Raw genomic sequence first — 21738 nt, 5'->3', positions numbered from 1 at the left:
TTGTTACTGTTTGGTGTTATGCTTGCACTCATATAAATAGATAGCGCCAGTGGCGTTGTATCGCCCTGATAATTTGGAGATCCCTATGCCATTACTTGATAGCTTTACTGTTGACCATACTCGAATGAATGCACCTGCTGTGCGTGTCGCCAAACATATGACTACCCCCAAAGGTGATGCGATCACAGTATTTGATCTACGTTTTTGCGCGCCGAATAAAGATATCCTTAGCGAGCGTGGTATTCACACTTTGGAACATTTATTTGCAGGCTTTATGCGTGACCATCTAAATGGCAATGATGTGGAAATTATTGATATTTCGCCAATGGGCTGTCGCACTGGGTTTTATATGAGCCTGATTGGTGTGCCCACTGAACATCAAGTGGCGGATGCTTGGCTTGCTTCTATGGAAGATGTGCTGAAAGTCGTTGAACAATCTGAAATTCCTGAGCTGAACGAATATCAATGCGGTACCTACGAGATGCACTCTTTGGAGCAAGCACAGGAAATTGCACGCAATATTATCGCTGCTGGTGTGAGTGTTAACCGCAACGATGATTTAAAACTCAGTGATGAGATTTTAGGTAAACTCTAAGCCGCAAATATGGGCTTAACGCGAAAGCGTCAAGAAAGCGACATTAGTCGCTTTTTTTTTCGAACTAATTCCGCTATTTTACAAAATAACAACAAACGCCGTACGCTAACAAAAATTTTGGGAGCTTGGTATGCCAAGTCGCTATTTTGTCATGTCGCTGACCGCGCTGGCGGTTTCCTGTATTTACGCTAACTCACTCAATGCAAATCCCCTTTATTCACAAACGCTCGATTTAGCCAAGCTCAATGATCAGTACCATTCCAGCGATGATGCGATGCAATTAAGCAATCTTAATAGCTTAACCTTGCTTCGAGCCGACCATAGTGGCAATTCCGCCAATATCAGTATGCGTTCTGCCAGCCAAGGTGTCGCTGTAATGCAAGATCGGGTGTATTTCTCACCAGCGCCTTACTCAGCCCCTCAACTGCAACTCTTACCCCATCTTTTATTACAGCAAAGTGTGACGACTACACCACTGGCCAATATGGCTGTTGGTGGTCAGGGAGCGTTTGGGGTTGTGGATTATCAAAGCCTTAACATTATTGAGCGCCCGCAATCCGGCAGTGTTCAAATTGAGGGGACAACGGATTCCGATGTAAATGCTGGCCTGCGTTGGGGCGTTAAGCAAAAAGAATACGGAGCCTTATTTGCCGCCAATTATTTAAAACAACAAGGCGATGCGAATTTTTTAAACGGCAGTGATGCTGACAGAAAAAAAACGGATATCTTATTTAAGGTCAACGCCACGAGCTTGCTTGGTGCTCGCAGTCCACAGCAAACTGAATTTACCTATCAATTTATCGATGACGATAGTTATCGCTCATTGCTTGGGATAACGGCTGCCGACTGGCAGCAAGATCCATTACAGCTATATTCCGCTACAGCACAAGATACCCACCAAGGGAGACAGCATAAATACCAGTTATCACATCAAGTGGATTTGGGTGACAGTCGAGTGATTAGCGACTTTTACTATCAATCATATTCACAACAACTGGATCAGCTTGGCGCGTTTAATGGGCAAAATATTGGCTTGGGAACGCTTTACGACATTGCCGCCTTTGACCGAAATCCCAGTGTTAATGGTGCCGATATCAATATGTTGGTACAAGATAATGATTACAGTGCGTTTGGTGCTCAGACTCAGGCGATAAACCAATATGGAGAGCATCAAATTACCTACAGTGCTCGTTATCATACCGATAAAGCCGAAATGCGTTTCGGTGATCAAACGGCTTTGTGGCAAGCGGACAGAAGTATAGTGCGTGATGAGTCTAATGCGGTGTTAGCCTACACCGATGATGCCACTGCGCTGACGTCGGCAATCGACTCTTTATGGCGTTGGCAAGGTATGCAAATCAAGTTAGGGCTTACTTACGAGCATGTCAGTGTCAATCGTGAGCTTAGCTTAGTCTTTGCAGGGCTTGATGAAGCGGACTTTTCTGATAGCGATTGGATGCCACAATTTGGTGTGCTGTATGACGCTGGCGATTGGCGCTTTAGTACTGATATCCGCCGAGCGTGGGCAGCCGCGAGTGCAGGCAATCTTACTCAGGAAGCACAGGAGTCACTCCATTATCAAGTCAGCGCCCAATATGCGAGCGAAGGGATTAAGGCCGATTTGCGCGCCTATGTGCAAGAATTTGATAATCTACATGTTGATTGTGATAGCTATTCCATGTGTGTTGATAGTCGTCTACTCACCCAAGAGAATATTCCTGATGTGCTCAGCTATGGGATTGAACTCGGCCTAGGTTATCAGTGGATGCTGGGTGAATTTGAATTGCCCTTAGGCTTAAGCTATCAGTATCTTAGCGCTGAATATCAGACGAGCACCTGCACCGATATCCAAGGTTGCGTCCTGGAGGGCGACAAACTGGCTTGGTTACCCGAGCATCAATTGCAATTGAGTGCGGGGATTGAATACGCCCAATATCAATTAAACCTTGTTGCTGCTTATCAATCTGAGCGTGATTTCAGTCAGTATGGTAGTGAGTTGCAGCGTGTTGACGGTCAATGGCGTGCCGATATAGCGGCTAATTACGATATTGATAAGCACCATCGATTGTATGTTCGGGTCGAAAATCTACTTGATGAGTCCTTGGTAACCTCAGCATCAAATAGCGGAATTCGAGTAGAAAATGGACGGATCAGCTATTTGGGCTATCAATGGCGTTTCTAAACTGAGTTAAATCTTGTTTGACGTTTGTTCAGCAAGAAAGCGAAAAGGTATTTATATTTCTGGTTATCTTGATATATCGACCTTTTGCTAAATTAATTCTTTTAAAATTAATGTTATAGTATTTAGTGACCGTAATACTCTCTCTTTCTGAGCCCTCACTCGGTCGGAAGGTGAACGCTGTAGTGCATGATTCTTTTAAATCCTTATTTTAGGTTTGAAAACACCTATAATTTTCGTGGCGATGGCACGGCAATTGGGGTAAAATGCGCGCGACCAGCGTGATTGCGATCGCATTTCTGTGATAAATCTGCGCTAGCTCAATGCAGTAGGTTTTGTTTAAAACCTACGTATTTAGCAGGAACGCGGCGCATTGTCTTTCCTTCAAAACGTAGTGCTTGTGGATATGATTACAATTAAGAAAGGATTGGAACTGCCTATAGCAGGCGGACCAGAGCAAGTTATCCATAATGGCCCAGCCATTAAACATGTAGCTACTTTGGGTGAAGAGTATATTGGCTTACGTCCAACGATGAAGATCAAAGTGGGCGATAAAGTACAAAAAGGTCAGGTGATTTTCGAAGATAAGAAAAATCCTGGCGTAAAATATACGGCTTTAGCCAGTGGTACTATATTAGACATTAACCGGGGCGCCCAGCGTGTGCTGCAGTCTGTTGTTATTCAAGTGGAAGGTAACGAAAGCGTTTCCTTTGCTAAGTATGACGCCACTGCTCTTGATACGCTTGACTCGCAACTGGTCCGTGACAACCTGATTGAGTCAGGTTTATGGACTGCATTGCGTACTCGTCCTTTCAGCAAAGTGCCAGCCGTAGATTCTTCTGCTGCGGGTATATTTGTAACCGCCATTGATACGCAACCCCATGCTGCCGATCCCGTAGTGGTGATCCGCGAGCATAAAGAAGATTTTGCTAATGGTCTTAAAGTCTTAGCAAGACTTACCGAAGGTAAAGTTTACCTTTGCAAAGCGCCTGGCGCCGATATTCCTGCTGCTAATGCCCAAGTTGAAGAATTTGCCGGTGTTCACCCAGCAGGTCTTGTTGGTACTCATATCCATTTCCTACTTCCAGCTTCTGCAAAACGTACTGTTTGGCATGTCGGTTACCAAGATGTAATAGCCATTGGTCAGCTATTTACGACGGGTCAACTGAATACCGAACGTGTGGTTGCAATTGCCGGTCCTAAAGCAGCTAAGCCACGTTTGGTTCGCACTGTTTTAGGTGCAAGCATGACTGAGTTGACTGCTGGCGAAACCTTAGATGGTAACGTGCGTTTCATTTCAGGCTCTGTGCTGAATGGCCGTACTGCAGTTGGTCCTCAAGGATATTTAGGCCGTTACCATATGCAGGTCAGTCTGCTTGAAGAAGGTACTGAAAAAGAATTTTTGGGTTGGGTATTGCCTGGCGCCAACAAGTTCTCTATCACTCGCGCATTCCTTGGTCACTTAAGCTCTTCTCGTTTGTTCAATATGACAACGAGCACTGGTGGCTCGGACCGTGCAATGGTGCCAATCGGTAACTTTGAGCGTGTAATGCCTCTGGATATTCTTCCTACAATGTTACTGCGTGACCTGATTTCGGGTGACTTTGACGGCGCGGCTACCCTAGGCGCGTTAGAGTTAGATGAAGAAGATCTCGCACTGTGTACGTTCGTATGTCCAGGCAAATATGACTACGGTTCATATCTGCGTGACTGTTTAGATACGATCGAGAGGGAAGGCTAATGAGCTTGAAAGATTTTTTCGAACGTATTGAACCCGACTTCGAGAAAGGCGGTAAATACGAAAAGTTTTATGCCCTATTCGAAGCGGCATACACCATTTTTTATACGCCAGGTAAAGTGAACAAGGGAAAAACCCATGTTCGCGATAACCTTGACCTAAAACGTATGATGATTACGGTTTGGGCCTGTGCATTTCCCGCGATGTTCGTCGGTATGTACAACGTAGGTTTACAAGCACAACTCGCATTAATTGCGGGTTTTGCGACCCCAGATGTATGGCAAGTGAGCTTGTTTGGCATGTTCGGTACTGAACTGACAGCAAACTCTGGTTGGCCTGCATTAATGTGGTATGGCGCCTGTTTCTTCCTACCTATCTACGCGGTGACGTTTGCTGTCGGTGGTATTTGGGAAGTGTTGTTTGCCTCTATCCGCGGTCATGAAGTTAACGAGGGTTTCTTCGTTACCTCTATCCTGTTCGCCTTAACTTTGCCAGCAACTATTCCATTATGGATGGTTGCACTAGGTATCACCTTCGGTGTGGTTGTGGCTAAGGAAGTGTTCGGTGGTACAGGGCGTAACTTCTTAAACCCAGCGCTTGCCGGTCGTGCATTCCTGTTCTTCGCTTACCCATTGAACATGTCTGGTGACACTACATGGGTTGTGGCTGACGGTTACTCTGGTGCGACTGCACTGAGTCAAGCTGCTGCGGGCAATTTGGATTATGCCTTCAACCAAAACTGGTGGGATGCGTTCTTCGGCTTCATTCCAGGTTCTGTCGGTGAAGTGTCTACGCTAGCGATTCTTTTAGGTGGTTTGGTCATCATCTATACCCGTATCGCATCATGGCGCATCGTGGGTGGTGTAATGCTGGGTATGATTGCCATTTCTACGCTGCTGAACGTTGTGGGTAGCGACACTAACCCAATGTTTGCAATGCCTTGGTACTGGCACTTAGTGTTAGGTGGTTTTGCATTTGGCATGATGTTTATGGCGACTGACCCAGTGTCTGCGTCATTCACTAACCAAGCTAAATGGGCATACGGTATCTTGATTGGTGCAATGGCTGTGTTTATCCGCGTGATTAACCCTGCGTTCCCAGAAGGCATGATGTTAGCGATTTTGTTTGCTAACTTGTTCGCGCCATTGTTCGACCACTTCGTGGTTCAGGCAAATATCAAGCGGAGGATTGCTCGTGGCTAGTAATAGAGATTCGTTCGGAAGAACGCTATTTATCGTCGTTGGCTTATGTCTAATTTGTGCGATATTTGTGTCGACTGCGGCAGTATTACTGCGCCCAACTCAAGCAGAAAACAAACTGCTTGATAAGCAAAAGTACATTCTGGAAGCTGCGGGTCTGATTGACACTAAAGCCGGTAAAGTGACCAAAGCGCAAATTTTGGAAACTTACGGTAAGCATATCGAAGCTAAGTTAGTAAACTTAAAAACTGGTGATTGGGTTGAAGGTGTTGACGCCAATACATTTGATCAACGCAAAGCGTCTCGCGATGTGAAAACCTCATTTGTACCTGAAAACGATATCGCTTCAGTTAAGCGTGTTTCAGAAGATGCAGTGGTTTATCTGGTTCGCGACGATCAAGGTAAGTTAACCAGTGTGATCCTGCCTATCCATGGTTATGGCCTGTGGTCGACTATGTATGCTTTCCTCGCGTTAGATGCTGATCTGAACACGATTCAAAGCTTAGTTTACTACGAGCAAGGCGAAACCCCTGGTCTGGGTGGTGAAGTCCAAAACGCTCAGTGGAAAGCGAAATGGCATGGTAAAAAGTTATTTGATGCGCAAGGTAATATTGCGATCAGCGTAACCAAAAACCCCGCTGTTGCTAGCACTGAATACGGTGTAGATGCATTATCCGGCGCGACTCTGACCAGTAACGGTGTTCAACACTCTCTGACGTTCTGGTTAGGTAAAGAAGGTTTTGCGAGTTTCATTGAAAAAGCACGCAATGGAGGTCTCAGCTAATGTCTGACGCTAAAGAACTGAAACAGGTTTTGACTGGACCTATCGTCAACAACAACCCGATTGCATTACAAGTCCTTGGTGTATGTAGTGCGTTAGCGGTAACGAGCAAGCTCGAAACTGCACTGGTAATGGCGTTGGCATTAACTGCGGTAACAGCGTTTTCGAACCTGTTTATCTCAATGATCCGTAATCATATTCCTAGCAGCGTACGTATTATCGTGCAGATGACCATTATTGCCTCTCTGGTAATTGTGGTTGACCAATTGCTGCAGGCTTATGCTTATCAGATTTCTAAGCAGTTATCGGTATTCGTGGGTCTTATCATTACGAACTGTATCGTAATGGGACGCGCTGAAGCCTATGCGATGAAAACACCACCAATGATGAGCTTTATGGATGGTATCGGTAACGGTTTAGGTTACGGTGCGATTCTGTTAGCCGTTGGCTTCGTGCGTGAACTGTTTGGTAACGGTTCTCTGTTCGGTGTTGAAATCCTGCACAAGATCTCTGATGGTGGTTGGTATCAACCAAATGGTTTGCTATTACTGCCGCCAAGTGCGTTCTTCCTAATCGGTATGCTGATTTGGATTATTCGTACCTATAAGCCAGAGCAAGTTGAAGCAAAAGGGTAATTGAGATGGAACATTATATTAGCCTGTTAATTCGCTCTGTTTTCATTGAAAACATGGCACTGGCCTTCTTCTTAGGTATGTGTACTTTCTTAGCGGTATCAAAGAAAGTGACTACCGCGATGGGCCTAGGGATTGCGGTAGTTGTAGTGTTAACTATCTCTGTTCCTGCTAACCAAGTTATTTACCAAGGGCTGTTAGCGCCTGGCGCACTGGCTTGGGCTGGTGCACCTGAAGCTGACTTAAGCTTCTTGAAATTCATTACCTTTATCGGTGTGATTGCGGCTTTAGTTCAAATTCTGGAAATGGCACTGGATAAGTACTTTCCTCCTTTGTACAACGCGTTAGGTATCTTCTTACCTCTGATCACTGTGAACTGTGCGATTTTCGGTGCGGTATCATTCATGGTTGAGCGTGACTACAAACTGGGCGAAAGTGTGGTGTTTGGTTTCGGCTCTGGAGTAGGTTGGGCATTAGCTATCGTATTGATGGCCGGTATCCGTGAGAAGCTGAAGTATGCCGATGTGCCCAATGGCCTACGTGGTTTAGGTATTACCTTTATCACCGCTGGTTTAATGGCCTTAGGTTTCATGTCGTTTTCTGGTGTGTCTCTGTAAGAGACACCAAACGGCTTCTTGAATTGGACCTTCTAAGGATAAGTTAATGGATATTCTTGGTATTTTTAAATCTACTCCGCTTGAGGTTTACCTCGGTGTGAGTATGTTTACTGCTATCGTCCTAGTCTTAGTGTTAGTGATTTTATTCGCTAAATCTAAGCTAGTGTCTAGCGGTGACATCACGATCGGCATCAACGACGATCCTGAAAAAGCGATTACAACCGGTGCCGGTGGCAAGCTGTTAGGCGTGCTGGCGAACAACGGTATCTTCGTATCGAGTGCCTGTGGTGGCGGTGGTTCTTGTGGCCAATGTCGCGTAGTGGTTAAGTCTGGCGGCGGTGATATTCTGCCAACAGAATTGGACCACATCAGCAAGGGTGATGCCCGTAAAGGTTGTCGTCTGTCTTGCCAGGTGAACGTTAAGAACGACATGGAAATCGAGCTTGACGAAGAAATCTTCGGTATCAAGAAGTGGGAATGTACTGTTATCTCTAACGATAACAAGGCGACCTTCATTAAAGAACTGAAGCTGCAAATTCCTGATGGTGAATCTGTTCCGTTCCGTGCGGGTGGTTACATCCAGATCGAAGCGCCAGCACACCATGTTAAATATGCTGATTTCGACGTACCGGCAAAATACCGTGGTGACTGGGAGCACTTTGGTTTCTTCAATCTTGAATCTAAAGTTGACGAAGAAACGATCCGTGCTTACTCAATGGCTAACTACCCAGAAGAGTTCGGCATCATCATGTTGAACGTGCGTATCGCAACGCCACCTCCACGTAACTTGAGCTTACCATGCGGTAAGATGTCATCTTACATTTGGAGCCTAAAGGCTGGCGATAAAGTGACTATTTCTGGTCCATTCGGTGAATTCTTCGCGAAAGATACCGATGCAGAAATGGTGTTTATCGGTGGTGGTGCGGGTATGGCACCAATGCGTTCACACATTTTCGACCAACTGAAGCGTCTGAAGTCTAAGCGTAAGATGAGCTTCTGGTACGGTGCACGTTCTAAGCGTGAAATGTTCTACGTAGAAGACTTTGACGGCTTAGCGGCTGAAAACGACAACTTCGTATGGCATGTGGCCCTGTCCGATCCTCAACCTGAGGATAACTGGGATGGTTACACAGGTTTCATCCATAACGTATTGTATGAAAACTACCTGAAAGACCATGACGCGCCAGAAGATTGTGAGTTCTACATGTGTGGACCTCCAATGATGAACGCGGCCGTGATCGGTATGTTGAAAAATCTTGGTGTCGAAGACGAAAACATCCTGTTGGATGACTTCGGCGGCTAATGTGAATTAGCCCAAGGTGAGAAGAGTTGCAGATGTGGAGTAAAGCTCTCATCTGCAACTTTTGCATTAAAGGGCATCCAAAAGAGTTGTTAGTCACTATGTTTAAAACCCTAGCGTTAAAAACCCCCGTGTTAAAAACCTCAGTGTTAAAGCATTCAGTGAACTGGCTGGTCCTTGTAGGTCTAGCCTTTTTTATTTCAGCCTGTAGCAAACAGGATGAGGTTATCTCCCTTGCGGGCAGCACAATGGGCACGACTTACCATATTAAAGTGGTTCCTAATGAGCAAATGCCCACGGCCCAGCTATTGCAGGCCGAAATTGACTTAGCCCTAGAGCAAGTCAATAACCAGATGTCGACCTATCGACCTAATTCAGAATTGTCCCGTTTCAACCAGTTACCGCTTGAGCAAAGTGTCGAAGTGTCGCCGGATACTGTCAAAGTGGTTAAAGAAGGCATGCGTTTGTATCACGTGACAGACAAAGCCTTAGACATTACCTTAGGGCCGCTGGTGAACTTATGGGGATTTGGCCCCGATAAGCGCCCAACCAAAGTGCCGACTCAAGCCGAGATTGATGCAGCTAAGGCTAAAACGGGTATCAGTGAGCTTTCTATCGAAGGCAATCGCTTAAGCAAGCATAACGCCCATTTGTACGTGGATTTGTCATCTATCGCCAAGGGCTTTGGCGTTGATAAAGTGGCTACTATTTTAGATAAATATCACGCAACGGGTTACTTAGTTGAAATTGGTGGCGAGCTGAGCATTAAAGGCACCAAAGGCGATGGCAGTTCGTGGCGTGTCGCCATAGAGAAGCCGACCGATGAGGGCATGGCGGTACAGCAGGTGATAGAACCGGGCACTATGGCCATGGCGACGTCGGGGGATTACCGCAATTATTATGAGGAAGAAGGTCAACGTTTTACCCATATAATCGATCCGCGTACCGGTTTGCCTATCAATCATAAGTTAGCATCTGTGACCGTTTTGCATAAAGAATGTATGACGGCCGATGGTTTTGCGACGGCGATGATGGTTTTAGGCACAGAAGCGTCATTGGAGCTTGCCAAGAAAGAACACTTGGCGATAATGCTAATAGAAAAGCAAGGCGAAGGATTTAAAGTCTACTACAGTGACGCCTTCAAGCCTTTCCTTAAGTAGTTGGAGTTAACATGAGCACTTTTATCGCGGCATTTGTGATTTTATTACTGTTCTTTTTGCTTATGTCGATAGGTTATCTCATCAAGCGCAAAGCCGTTGAAGGAAGCTGTGGCGGTTTAGGTGTATTAGGGATTGAAAAAGCCTGCGATTGTGATGATCCCTGCGACAAGCGTAAGCGTCGTATGGCCGCTGAAGAAGCGCGCCGAGCGAAGTTAACCAAAGACCGGATCATTTAATTATCCGCTTCAACTAAAATAGCCTCCTCTGGAGGCTATTTTTTTGCCTCAAATTTAGCATCGTTAAAATTAATCCTTGATTTATGAGGAGGATAGCAGGCTAATCTAAGCGATAATGAGAATGCTTTTTATCTTTAAGTTTGTGAAAAATAAAGAAAATTTGAGTTAGCTTGAAAACTGTACTAGGCTAGAAGCTTGATTTAGATCAATCTTTCACTCATATCAAGGATCGTAACTTATGAAAGGTCATCCAAAAGTGGTGGGACAACTCAATCGGGTGCTTACCTGTGAGTTAACGGCCATTAATCAATATTTTCTCCACGCCAGAATGTTCAAGCATTGGGGGCTGGAGAAGCTAAACCACGTCGAATACAAGAAATCCATCCAAGATATGAAACACGCCGATAAGCTTATTGAGCGGGTATTATTTTTAGAGGGATTACCGAATCTACAACAGCTCGAAAAACTGCGTATTGGCGAACACACTCAAGAGATGCTCGATTGCGATTTAGCCATGGTGCAGGAACAACTCTCGCTGTTGCGGGATGCCATTACACTCTGCGAAGTTGAGCAGGATTATGTCAGTCGCGATCTGCTCGAAGATATTCTTGAAGATGAAGAAGAGCATTTAGATTGGCTCGAGTCACAGCAGGAGCTGATTAGCTTAACTGGCATTCAAAACTATCTTCAATCGCAAATTAGTGAGTCATAGGAGCTGAATATGAAAGGTGATAAAGACGTCATCGATGCGTTAAATCGACTCCTAACCGGAGAGTTATCGGCGATGGATCAGTATTTTGTGCATGCCCATATGTACGAAGACTGGGGACTAAACGAACTCTATGAGCGTATTGCCCACGAGTCGGATGATGAAAAAGGCCATGCGGCCAAATTAGTACAGCGTATTTTATTCCTTGAAGGCGTGCCAAATGTGGCCGCGCGGGAAGCGCTCAACATCGGTTCAAATGTTGAAGAGATGCTGCGTAACGATCTCGCCTATGAATACAAGGTGGCCGATGATTTACGTAAAGTCATTGCGTTGTGTGAGCAGAAAAAAGATTATCAAACCCGTGAGATCTTAGAAGTGCTACTCGATGATACCGAATCCGACCATATGTATTGGTTAGAGAAACAGCTCGGTTTAATTGACCGCATTGGTTTAGCGAATTATCTGCAAACTAAGATGTAACAATATCCGATTGCGCGGCTCAAGCACAAAGGCCAGTCATTTTATGACTGGCCTTTGTTTTGGGATTTTGAGTATTTAGTCTAACACTCTGTAAAAATTCGCTGTAGTAATGAGATGTTCTGTTTGAGGTGGATTGTTTAGCGATTCCTGTTATTTCATTAATGTCTATTCTTTACAAATACTTGTTTACGTTTTTTCTCATCATATTGGCTGTTGTTGGCGGGTAAAAATTGTTACCGTGTGAGGCTGTTTTTGCAGGCTTTTATGTTAAGTGGTTGGTTAACCAGACGGGAAGATGAATGAGGTATATAAAACGTTCTCTAAGTTTGCAGTTAGTGGTAACTATCGTCGGTGCCCTCGCTGTACTGCTTACTTTAGTTGCCGCTTTGCTCGTGAATAAAGAAAGTAATAATACACGTAAGCAGGTGGATGCCGACATTTCGGCACTTGTGGCTCTCAAGGCGAATGAGATTGGTGGTTACTTTGTTGCCAAGGGGCAAGTAATCCACTCGGTATTTGCCGAGCCTGGGCTTATCAACTGGTTTAGTCAGTATCATGCCCGAGGCAGTAATCTGGCGCAGGATCAGCAATATCAAGATATTATTCGTTATTTTCGCTCGTTTTCCGACCGTGATAGCGATGTGAAATCAGTATTCTTTGGTTCGGCAAACACCTTTGAGTATTTTGACCTTAATGGCCGTTTCGATGGCGATCCTGATTATTACACCAATAAGCGTCCTTGGTGGCAGGAGGCGATTGATCAACGTGGCCTGTTTGTGGGCGATCCTGCGGTCGATGCCAACGATGGTTCTATTTCTGCAACGGTTAAAACCCCAGTCTATAGTGCTAATGGCGAACTTATTGGCATTGGTGGTATGGATATTCTGATCGATACCATTGGTAAAAACCTGTTAGCACCGATTAAATACCGCAACTATGGCCAAGCCTTCCTGATGACGGATGAAGGTAAGCTTGTGTATTTCCCTGGATTCTCGGATAAATTCCCGCCGGGCTCACTTGCTAATCAGGTTGATAGCCAATTTAAAGATACCTCCGGTTTTACAGCATTAATGCAACAAATGCAGCGCGAGCCTCAGGGGTTTGCCGAGGTCAGTTTTAATGGCGTATCACAGCGAGTGACCTTTGTGACTGTAGGCGGGGATTGTCCTAAGCAAAAGTGGCATTTAGCCTTTATGTTGCCCCATGAAGTAATTGAAGCGCCTGTTACCAAAGCCTTTTGGAATGCCTGTTTTGTTGCATTAGGGATCATGCTGTTAGTGGGGATTACTGTTTGGTTGATGCTATTGCCCTTTAGACGCCAGCTCAGCAAATTACTCGATGCCATGGAAGATATTGCCGAGGGTGACAGTGACTTATCCCAACGTATTTTGATGGAGCGCGAAGATGAGTTAGGCAAGTTGGGTGATGCCTTCAATCGTTTTGCTGAAAAGGTGCAGCAAATGTTACTGCATACCCGTAGCTTAACCCAAGAGGTCGGCACTGGAGTGATGGATGCGCGCCAAGTGTGTGATTTAGCTGTCTCGTCGGTGTCATCGCAAAAACAACAAATCGATTCTGTCGCCACGGCAGCAACTCAAATGGCGCAGACTAGCCAAGAAATGGCGATAAGTGCTCAACGCGCAAATGATTTTGCCGAAAAGGCACAGACTCAGGCCCTTGGTGGTACGCAAATCGTGTCCCGTGCGACCGAAGGGATGAAGGCATTATCGGTTCAAGTCATCGAAGCGGCTAATGTGATTAAGCGGCTACGAAGCAGCTCAGAGCAAATTGGTGAAGTCTTGAGCGTGATCCGCAATATTGCCGACCAAACTAACTTGCTGGCATTGAACGCGGCCATCGAGGCGGCGCGGGCGGGTGATCAAGGTCGAGGCTTCGCCGTTGTTGCTGACGAAGTGCGCACGCTGGCTTTGCGTACCCAAGATTCTACCGCCAATATTCAAGGCATTATCCAAACTCTGCAACAAAGTGCGCTACAAGCCGAACAAGTGATGGAATCAGGGGTTGAGCAGGCAAGAGTAGGGCAAGACTTAACCACGCAAGTCGAGCAAGCCCTCAGCGACATCGCCAGTGCGATTACGTCTATCCAGCAGCAAACGGTGGAAATTACTGTGGCGATAGGCCAGCAGGCAGTGGTTGCCGATGAAGTGGCGCAAAACGTGGTGAGCGTGCGTGGTTTATCCGATCAATCCCTATTGTCAAGCCAAGATCTCTCCCAAAGTCTACAAGGATTTGAGCAAGCAACTCGAGAACTGACACGTAATATTGGTCAATTTAAAATTTAAATGCTGTTGTTTTAAAACCAAAGGAGCCTTAGCGTTCCTTTGGTTTTTTTGGGAATGTTATACTTGGATAAGGATGCTTGAGTCGATAGGTGAACTTCGCGACTGCGTAAATATGTCCTAGATACTTGATTACTGTTTTTATATACAGTATTTTGGGTGTTGGAGGAACCTTTAGTGCGAAAAATCATTCATGTTGATATGGATTGCTACTTTGCTGCGGTGGAAATGCGAGACTTTCCCGAATACCGTGGTAAACCGTTAGCCGTTGGTGGGAGCCGTGAGCGGCGAGGGGTTATCAGCACCTGTAATTACGAAGCGCGCCGATTTGGTGTGCGCTCCGCTATGGCAACGGCTTATGCGCTTAAACTGTGCCCAGACTTAATTCTTGTCCCCGGTCGAATGCAGGTCTATAAGGATATATCGCAACAAATTCGCGCTATCTTCTCTCGATACACTGAATTGATTGAACCCCTCTCCCTCGATGAAGCCTACTTAGATGTTAGCGATTGCAAGCTGTTTAAGGGCTCTGCAACTCTGATTGCTGAAGCGATTCGCCATGATATTTTGGCCGAAACAGGGCTTACTGCTTCGGCTGGCGTTGCTCCTGTTAAATTCCTCGCCAAGGTGGCCTCTGACTTAAATAAACCTAATGGTTTGTATGTTATTTCGCCCGACAAGGTTCCTGAGTTCATTAAAACCTTATCCCTACGCAAGATCCCCGGTGTGGGGAAAGTCACCGCAGAAAAACTTTCCTCTTTGGGGTTAAATACTTGCGGAGATATACAAACTTATCCAAAACAAGACCTTATTACTCGTTTTGGCAAATTTGGTGCCGTATTAATTGAAAGATCCCATGGGATTGATGAGCGTGGGTTATCAGTGAGTCGCGAGCGTAAATCTGTCGGCGTTGAAACTACGTTGGCGCAGGATATTTATACCCTCGAGCAGTGCCAGCAAGTGATGCCTGGATTAATACAAGAGTTATCAACTCGCCTAAGTCGTAGTGCCAAGGATCGACAAATCCATAAGCAGGTGGTGAAGCTTAAATTCAGTGACTTTAAACAAACAACCATTGAACATCGCAGTAATGATGTGTCTGTGATGATGTTTTACGAATTATTATCCCAGGCAATGACAAGGCAAGAAGGGAGGGGGATTCGGCTACTCGGCGTGGCTGTGGGACTTACTGATAAATCACCGATTGCGAAGGTTGATCCATTGCAAACCCAACTCGCGTTATCAATTTAATCAATCTCATCCCTTACACGTTATCAATCGCTATAACTTAAAGCGGCTGACTAAGGCTGTTAGTTCATTGGCCATGGTTGAAAGTTGGATACTTGCAGCATGGATTTCGTCTGTTGTATGTCGACTCTCTTCTGATTGCTCTGCAATATGCTGAATATTGTGATGGCTTTCGTTTTCCATTATTGACTGTGCTTTCGCGGCAAGCGCGATTTGATTATTCATTTCGCTGATTTCGCTCACCATTTCCGCAATATGAGCCAAAGCTTCTCCAGCATTGCTGGCGGCTTCCACACTAGCAATCGCTTTTTGATTACCGATATTGATAGCTGCAACGGCACTTTGAGTGCCATTTTGGACATTCGCTATCATCAGTTTTATTTCCTCCGTTGATTGATGGGTTTTGGAGGCGAGAGAGCGCACTTCATCGGCCACGACGGCAAAACCTCGGCCTTGTTCTCCTGCACGAGCGGCTTCAATAGCAGCATTTAGGGCAAGTAAATTGGTTTGTTCGGCGATAGCTTGAATCACTTCAAGTACTTTTCCTATGTGCTGCCCTTCGAGCTCTAGCTTGTTAATTTGGTTTTCTGCTTGGCTAACATCTTGGGCGAGTTGTCGGATAACAGCTATGGTGTTTTGTACTTTTTCTTGGCCTGTGGCGGTAAAGTTGTCAGCCTGTTTAGCCGCCTCTGCTGCATGGTTAGCGCTGCTTGAAACCTCTTGCACAGAGGCTGCAATATGGTCGCTTGCATCAGCCACTTTCCGAGTCGTTTCTTCCTGTGTCCTTAAGGTTTGCTTGGCCATTTCGCTGGCGTGGGCAAGCCCTTGTGCTGATAGCGTAAGCCTGGCGGTCGAGTCTTTAAACTGCGAAATAATACTATGCAGATTGTCCAGGAAATGATTAAAGGCACGGGCTAAGTCTCCAAGCTCATCCTTGGAGGTTAAGTTAATCCTTGCTCTTAAGTCTCCATCACCATCGGTAATATCATGAATTTTCGCCAATAAAACAGCGAGTGGCCGACTAATTAATTTAGGTAATGCTATGACATAGATGGCGCAAATAATAATGCTGATTGCAAGGGCGACAAGTTGTAGTTTTTGTCCTTCTAGGGCATCAGCTTCAACTTGTTCTACGGCACCCTTTGTATGGCTATTTAGCTCATCGGTCAGATGACTGATTTGTACATGGAGCTTATCAAAGAGGGTTGCACCTTGACCAAAGCTTAAATCTATTGCTGTGGTGCGACCATTTCGGCCATTGTTAGTGCGTTGATTACTAATTTCATTGGTTATTTTTTGCCATTCATTAAAGGTTTGGGTTAACTCTGTGAGTTGATTTAGAGCCTGCTGGCTTGTTGTTACCTTGGCAAAATGTGTTAAGTGTTGGTTGACTAGCTCAATACTTTGGTTGTGTTGCTTCAAAAGTTGGTTGTAGGAGTCTGTTCCAACATTAACAAACATTAGACTTCTTTCTGCCACTTGCGCTTGGTATAACTCTTTATCCGCTTGTAGCAGCAGGGATTGGCTAGGTAAATATTCTAATGCCAGTTTATCTGCACTTTGTTTTAGTGCTTTTAGGCCCACAATCCCTGTGAAAGATGCAAAAATAACGACCCCAGCAAGTAGTAGACTCGGGTAGATAAGTTTTTGGTTTATTGATAGATCCTTATACCAACGCATATATGATTTCCTTGAGATCAGCTAGGATGAGTAGCGTATTAAAATCAATGTTGCCGTTAGTACTTACTTGCCAAATTCATCAAGGTTAATCCCTATCGTTATTGCGCCAATGGCAGTGTCACCATCCATAACAGGGATAGATATTTGCACTAAATAGGCTTGTGAGCTGGTATCAAATTTAACGGGGCCAATATGTTTGTCCCCTTTTCCATTTGCGAAGGATTTTTGCCACTTATCTTCATCACCCTGCCAATAGTCAGAGGTTTTAGCTGTCATAGCGACGTTAGCCCCTTGATTATCCATTAGGAAAATTTCTTGGTAATAAGGCTTACTTGCTTCGAAGGTTGTTAAGAATTTGGCTGCATCATTACTCATCAATGATGACATAAAGGGATCGATACCTTCAGTGGCTATCCACTTTTGGTCGAGTTCTTTGATGGAATCTAAACTTTTTCCCTGAGTATTTTGTGCTTTTACTGCTGTAACAAGTACAGGCTCTCTTCCTAATGGCATTAAGGTGTTTGTTAAATCTATGACTTCTTGCGGCACTTCTTCGGCAAAACTCATGTGACTGATGAAAACTAATAGGGCGGCAGAAACAATTTTTCCTAGTTTCATGATCTCTTTCCTTAAGCTAGCAAGTTTATAAAGATGTAGCTAAATGCCACTAGTTTTATGGGGTTGCTAAACAACTATAGTAGAGAATCAAAATTGTTGATGGGAATTAACACCTTATTTCTATCTGAAAAAACAATAAAAAAACCGCGCATACTATGCGCGGTTGAGTCTGAGGAGAGTTTACTTAGGCCTTAGCAGGAATGCGCTCTAGCACGGCTAATAGTAGATCCCAGTACTGACCTACGGTGGTGATATTGACCATTTCATCTGGGCCGTGCGGATAACGGATGGTCGGGCCAATCGACACCATGTCCATTTCTGGATAGGGCTTTTTAAACAGACCACATTCAAGGCCAGCGTGGATCACCATGATAACGGGTTCTTTGTTGTAGATTGACTCATAGGTTTCACGCACAATTGCCATCACCGGCGAAGTGTTGTCTGGCTTCCAACCCGGGTAAGCGCCGCTAAGTTCAATATCTGCACCCGCTAAGTTGGTTAACGCAGTAAGCATGCCTTCAACTTGGCTACGGCCAGAATCGATGAGCGAGCGAATTAAGCAAAGAATGCTGACTTCTTCATCGTTAGTGCTGATCACACCAACGTTGAGTGAGGTTTCGGTTACGCCAGTTACTTCATCACTCATGCGCATTACCCCGTTAGGGCAAACATGCAATAAGTCGATAAGGGTATTTTGGCTGTTTTCGCTCATCACGCGTTTTGGCGTTGGGATTTCGCTCAATACTAAGCGCATATCTGGGTCGGCAATGGCCAGTTCGGCGTGGACTAAGGCTTCAAAAGCCCGCACTTTTTCATTCAGTGCATCGACATTTTCAGCAGGTAACATAAAGCTGATATTGGCTTCGCGTGGGATAGCATTACGCAGTGAACCACCGGTAAATTGGGTTAACTCTAGGGCTAACTCATCGGCATTTTCGAACAGGAAGCGCGCCAAAATCTTGTTGGCGTTGCCACGACCCAAATGGATGTTGACCCCAGAGTGACCACCTTTTAAGCCCGATAAATGCAGGCTAAATGATGCATAACTTTGCTCCGACGCTTGCCATACCATAGGCAAAGTGATCTGAGCATCGACACCGCCAGCGCAGCCCATGTAGATCTCACCTTCTTGCTCTGAGTCGGTGTTGATCAGGATCTCGGCATCAAGCATACCTGCTTGTAGTCCAAAGGCGCCTGTCATACCGGCTTCTTCGTCAATGGTGAGCAGTACTTCGAGTGGACCGTGTTTGATGTCATCTGAGCCTAAAATCGCTAAGGCCGATGCCATACCAATGCCATTGTCGGCGCCTAAGGTTGTGCCTTTGGCTTTTACCCAGTCACCGTCAACATAGTAGGCTTCGATAGGATCTTTGGTAAAGTCATGCACTTTGTCGGCATTTTTTTGCGGCACCATATCGATATGGGCTTGGATCACAACGACTTTACGATCTTCCATTCCCGCAGTTGCGGGTTTGCGAATGATTAAATTGCCGACGGCATCTTCTACTACATCGAGTTGTTTGCTCTTAGCCCAGGCTTGGATGTGTTGGCTGAGTGCTTGTTCATGTTTGGAAGGGTGGGGAATCGCACAGATTTGTTCGAACCATTGCCATAAAGGCTGTGGGTATAACTGACTTAACGCTGTCACAGAAGGTCCCTCATCAGGTCTTGTGGGTATGGGGCAAATTTGCGCTAATCCTAACACATTCTGCTCGGGCGATTAATCATCTCGATAACTCCGTGTGCGTTTGTGGCAGCGAAAGTTGCCACCCTCTGTATTTTCGATAGTGTCAAAGCGATTTTTTGATTGGTAATTAAGCGTTATAGCGGGAATAATGCTGGCACAATAATGAAAAAGGATGGGTCATGTTTCAAGTTAACTTTATTGATGTACAAGCAGAAAATGCCATTTTTGATGGCGAAGGTTGGGATGTGGTTGTGGTGGTCACACCGGATCTCGTTTCTATCGGAATTGATGAGATCAGTTTGTTGGCCGAGCACGGTGCTAAGGTCGATAAGCGGGTTGGTAAGAGCCCGACGTTACTGTTTGCCCCCGGTTTAGCCGGTGGCCGTTTAATCATAGCGCCCGTCACTCAAGTGACTGATGATTATGCCGATGTGCGTATTTATGGCGATGCGGCAAGAGCCGCGATTGCTATCGCCAAAGACGCGGGGGCTAAGCGTCCGCTGCTTTATGTTGTTCCTTCAGCAACCCCTAAGTTTGGTTTTGCGACCGAAGTCGCGGCGTTGGCCTGTGGTCAAGAATTATGGCAAACCTTAGAGTTACGTGAGGCGACAGGTTTAACGCCGGCCTTTGAAGCGATAGGTTTATTGTCGTTATCATCTGAAAAGAGTCAATTGCTCAACGCATTAGAAGCTGGCCGTGTGTTGGCAAGAGATTTATGTGGTACTGAGCCTGAGCGTATGTCGGCGAAGGCCTTTGCCGAATATTGTTTGCAAGCCTTTAAAGACAGTGTGATTAAAACTGCAGTGGTGGAAGATAGGGATATTCTCGAGCGAGATTATCCACTATTAAGTGCGGTGGCGCGCTCTTCCTTTGCGGTTGGTCGGCATCAACCGCGGGTGGTGAAACTCGAATATCTGCCCGAAGGTGAGATTACTCGTACTTTCTTATTTGCTGGCAAAGGCGTGGTCTACGATACGGGCGGTGCCGATCTGAAAGTCGGCGGCGCAATGGCCGGCATGAGCCGCGATAAAGGCGGCGCCTCTGCTGTGGCTGGGTTATTTAAAACCTTGTCTATGCTCAAGCCTAAAGGGATCCGCGTAATTGCCGAACTGGGTTTAGTGCGTAATAGCATTGGCAGCGAAGCGTTTGTCACCGACGAAATTATCACCAGCCATGCGGGCGTGCGGGTACGCATTGGTAATACGGATGCGGAAGGGCGCTTAGTATTGGCAGACCTGTTAAGCCATCTACGGATCAAAGCAGTAACGGCTGTTAAGCCTGAGCTGTTTTCGGTTGCGACGCTCACGGGACATGTGGTGCGCTGCTACGGTAATTATCCCGCAGCGATTGAAAATGCGGTCGCCAGTGGTGCACTGTGCGCGCAGACACTTGCGTCACAAGCGAGCCACTGGGGCGAACCCTTTGAGGTTTCCACATTACGCCGTGAGGATTTTGCCAAGATCCGCGAAGTGTCTGGGGCGGCTGATATTTTATCTTCAAACAATGCGCCGTCTTCAGTAACTGCCCGCGGGCATCAATATCCTGCAGCCTTTCTACTTAAGGCGTCAGGTCTGTTTGAACACAGTGTTAATGCCGCTATTCCTTTAGCTTACACACACTTAGATATTGCGGGCAGTGCCACAGAGGGCGATCCGCTCTACGGTAAACCCACTGCCAGCCCCTTGGTTAGTTTGTATCAATATCTGATCAATCGTTAACGAAATAACGTAACAAATAGAAATAATTCTGTAATATCTTATTTATTAGGTGGTTGCAGGATTATTTCTGTTTTTATGTGATGCAGGTCGCCAATATTTTTGATGGTTTGTGTAATTTAATTACATTAAAAAGCCTTAATCAAAATAAATACAAAAAAAGCTTGTAATAAAACTACGAAAACATATAATGGTTTTCGTGGACAGGGCATTAAGCCTTTCCCCTCTAGTCTATCCAGGATGGATACCCTTCTCCAAGGACCCGAGTGACAAGTCGTCTCAACGGATTTGAGAATCTCTAGTTCCAAGGAACCGAGCCAAGCTTTACTAGAGTACTTAATCTCAACTTTACTTAGGAGTAATTGACTATGTCTTATACAGGCAACAACCATTTTTATTGGCAAAATACTTGGTTTAACACTGATGTTTTGCGTGGCGGTTTATTCGCTATGAGCTTTAAGGGCTAACTATCCCTTTAAATCTAGTTTCCATCATCCATCAACCTTTGTATCGCCTTTTTGGGCGTGTTTAGACTCAAGTAGCATATCGGTGTTTTTGCATGGGTATGCCAGGTTTTTCCCGCTAGCGCGGTAATGTACTTCCCCGAAAGGGACGCTTGAAACATGTCTTGCCTGCTCATTGAGCAGGCTTTTTTTTAGCTTTTTTCTGTCGTTATGACGCAATGCCTCTCATTCCTTCCCATAAACGTAAAATTTTTTGCGGCCATCTTGCGATGACTACTCTTCGCAATAGTTAATTTAATTAGTTGTTTTTAAAACATAAAACCTTGTCATTAATCTATTCATCTTTTTGTACGACTTAAGAATGATGAATTTGTTACATTTGTCACATAAAATACAAATG

18 protein-coding genes are annotated in these 21738 nt (G+C 45.4%); 15 read left to right on the top strand and 3 right to left on the bottom strand.

Going from position 1 to position 21738, the window contains the following annotated elements; genetic code table 11:
- Positions 1–85 precede the first annotated feature (85 nt).
- From luxS to dinB, 14 genes are all read left to right on the top strand, one after another.
- Entirely contained in the window at positions 86–595 is a 510-nt protein-coding gene (gene luxS / locus M0413_RS10355) for an S-ribosylhomocysteine lyase (RefSeq protein WP_037415025.1), read from the top strand.
- Positions 596–725: 130 nt separating this feature from the next.
- A complete protein-coding gene (locus M0413_RS10350; RefSeq protein ID WP_144374727.1) occupies positions 726–2777 on the top strand; it encodes a TonB-dependent receptor domain-containing protein in 2052 nt (683 codons plus the stop codon).
- Positions 2778–3180: 403 nt separating this feature from the next.
- Positions 3181–4515 (top strand): Na(+)-translocating NADH-quinone reductase subunit A, encoded by a 1335-nt coding sequence (locus tag M0413_RS10345; protein WP_037415063.1) that lies wholly within the window; start codon positions 3181–3183, stop codon positions 4513–4515.
- Entirely contained in the window at positions 4515–5714 is a 1200-nt protein-coding gene (locus tag M0413_RS10340; protein WP_037415023.1) for an NADH:ubiquinone reductase (Na(+)-transporting) subunit B, read from the top strand. The genes M0413_RS10345 and M0413_RS10340 overlap by 1 nt, the downstream gene beginning before the upstream one ends.
- Positions 5707–6495, top strand: coding sequence for a Na(+)-translocating NADH-quinone reductase subunit C (locus M0413_RS10335; protein ID WP_037415022.1), 789 nt, complete (start codon positions 5707–5709; stop codon positions 6493–6495). Before M0413_RS10340 ends, M0413_RS10335 begins: the two co-directional genes overlap by 8 nt.
- The gene (locus tag M0413_RS10330; protein WP_037415013.1) at positions 6495–7127 is read left to right on the top strand and encodes an NADH:ubiquinone reductase (Na(+)-transporting) subunit D; all 633 of its coding nucleotides are present in this window, start codon (positions 6495–6497) and stop codon (positions 7125–7127) included. Before M0413_RS10335 ends, M0413_RS10330 begins: the two co-directional genes overlap by 1 nt.
- Positions 7128–7132: 5 nt before the next feature.
- The gene (gene nqrE, locus M0413_RS10325; RefSeq protein ID WP_006080469.1) at positions 7133–7741 is read left to right on the top strand and encodes an NADH:ubiquinone reductase (Na(+)-transporting) subunit E; all 609 of its coding nucleotides are present in this window, start codon (positions 7133–7135) and stop codon (positions 7739–7741) included.
- Between the two features lie 46 nt (positions 7742–7787).
- Positions 7788–9044, top strand: coding sequence for an NADH:ubiquinone reductase (Na(+)-transporting) subunit F (gene nqrF / locus M0413_RS10320; protein WP_249554058.1), 1257 nt, complete (start codon positions 7788–7790; stop codon positions 9042–9044).
- 98 nt (positions 9045–9142) lie between these two features.
- On the top strand, positions 9143–10201 hold the full coding sequence (locus tag M0413_RS10315) for an FAD:protein FMN transferase (RefSeq protein ID WP_037415060.1): 1059 nt from the start codon (positions 9143–9145) through the stop codon (positions 10199–10201).
- An 11-nt stretch (positions 10202–10212) separates the two neighbouring features.
- Positions 10213–10437 carry a (Na+)-NQR maturation NqrM gene (gene nqrM / locus M0413_RS10310; RefSeq protein ID WP_011071354.1) on the top strand — a complete coding sequence of 75 codons (225 nt, stop codon included), beginning with the start codon at positions 10213–10215 and terminating at the stop codon, positions 10435–10437.
- A 238-nt stretch (positions 10438–10675) separates the two neighbouring features.
- Positions 10676–11149: a bacterioferritin gene (gene bfr, locus M0413_RS10305; protein WP_037415005.1), complete on the top strand. Its 474-nt coding sequence runs from the start codon at positions 10676–10678 to the stop codon at positions 11147–11149.
- A 9-nt stretch (positions 11150–11158) separates the two neighbouring features.
- Entirely contained in the window at positions 11159–11626 is a 468-nt protein-coding gene (bfr, locus tag M0413_RS10300; RefSeq protein ID WP_011071356.1) for a bacterioferritin, read from the top strand.
- A 299-nt stretch (positions 11627–11925) separates the two neighbouring features.
- On the top strand, positions 11926–13929 hold the full coding sequence (locus M0413_RS10295) for a methyl-accepting chemotaxis protein (protein ID WP_249554056.1): 2004 nt from the start codon (positions 11926–11928) through the stop codon (positions 13927–13929).
- A gap of 174 nt (positions 13930–14103) precedes the next feature.
- Positions 14104–15177, top strand: a complete 1074-nt coding sequence (gene dinB / locus M0413_RS10290) for a DNA polymerase IV (RefSeq protein WP_047533933.1) — start codon at positions 14104–14106, stop codon at positions 15175–15177.
- Between the two features lie 30 nt (positions 15178–15207).
- Here the strand turns inward: dinB and M0413_RS10285 are convergent, their stop codons facing one another.
- The 3 genes from M0413_RS10285 to M0413_RS10275 form a co-directional block, all read right to left on the bottom strand.
- Positions 15208–16854: a methyl-accepting chemotaxis protein gene (locus M0413_RS10285; RefSeq protein ID WP_055647152.1), complete on the bottom strand. Its 1647-nt coding sequence runs from the start codon at positions 16852–16854 to the stop codon at positions 15208–15210.
- A gap of 63 nt (positions 16855–16917) precedes the next feature.
- Positions 16918–17472: a PDC sensor domain-containing protein gene (locus M0413_RS10280; RefSeq protein WP_218677770.1), complete on the bottom strand. Its 555-nt coding sequence runs from the start codon at positions 17470–17472 to the stop codon at positions 16918–16920.
- A gap of 184 nt (positions 17473–17656) precedes the next feature.
- A complete protein-coding gene (locus M0413_RS10275) occupies positions 17657–19120 on the bottom strand; it encodes an aminoacyl-histidine dipeptidase (protein WP_249554054.1) in 1464 nt (487 codons plus the stop codon).
- A 218-nt stretch (positions 19121–19338) separates the two neighbouring features.
- Here M0413_RS10275 and M0413_RS10270 point away from each other — a divergent pair, with 218 nt between their 5' ends.
- Entirely contained in the window at positions 19339–20877 is a 1539-nt protein-coding gene (locus tag M0413_RS10270) for a M17 family metallopeptidase (protein ID WP_249554052.1), read from the top strand.
- Positions 20878–21738 lie beyond the last annotated feature (861 nt).

This window comes from Shewanella sp. 8A, assembly GCF_023475945.1.
Classification (GTDB): Bacteria; Pseudomonadota; Gammaproteobacteria; order Enterobacterales; family Shewanellaceae; genus Shewanella; species Shewanella xiamenensis.
This window is presented reverse-complemented; position numbering and strand designations above follow the sequence as displayed.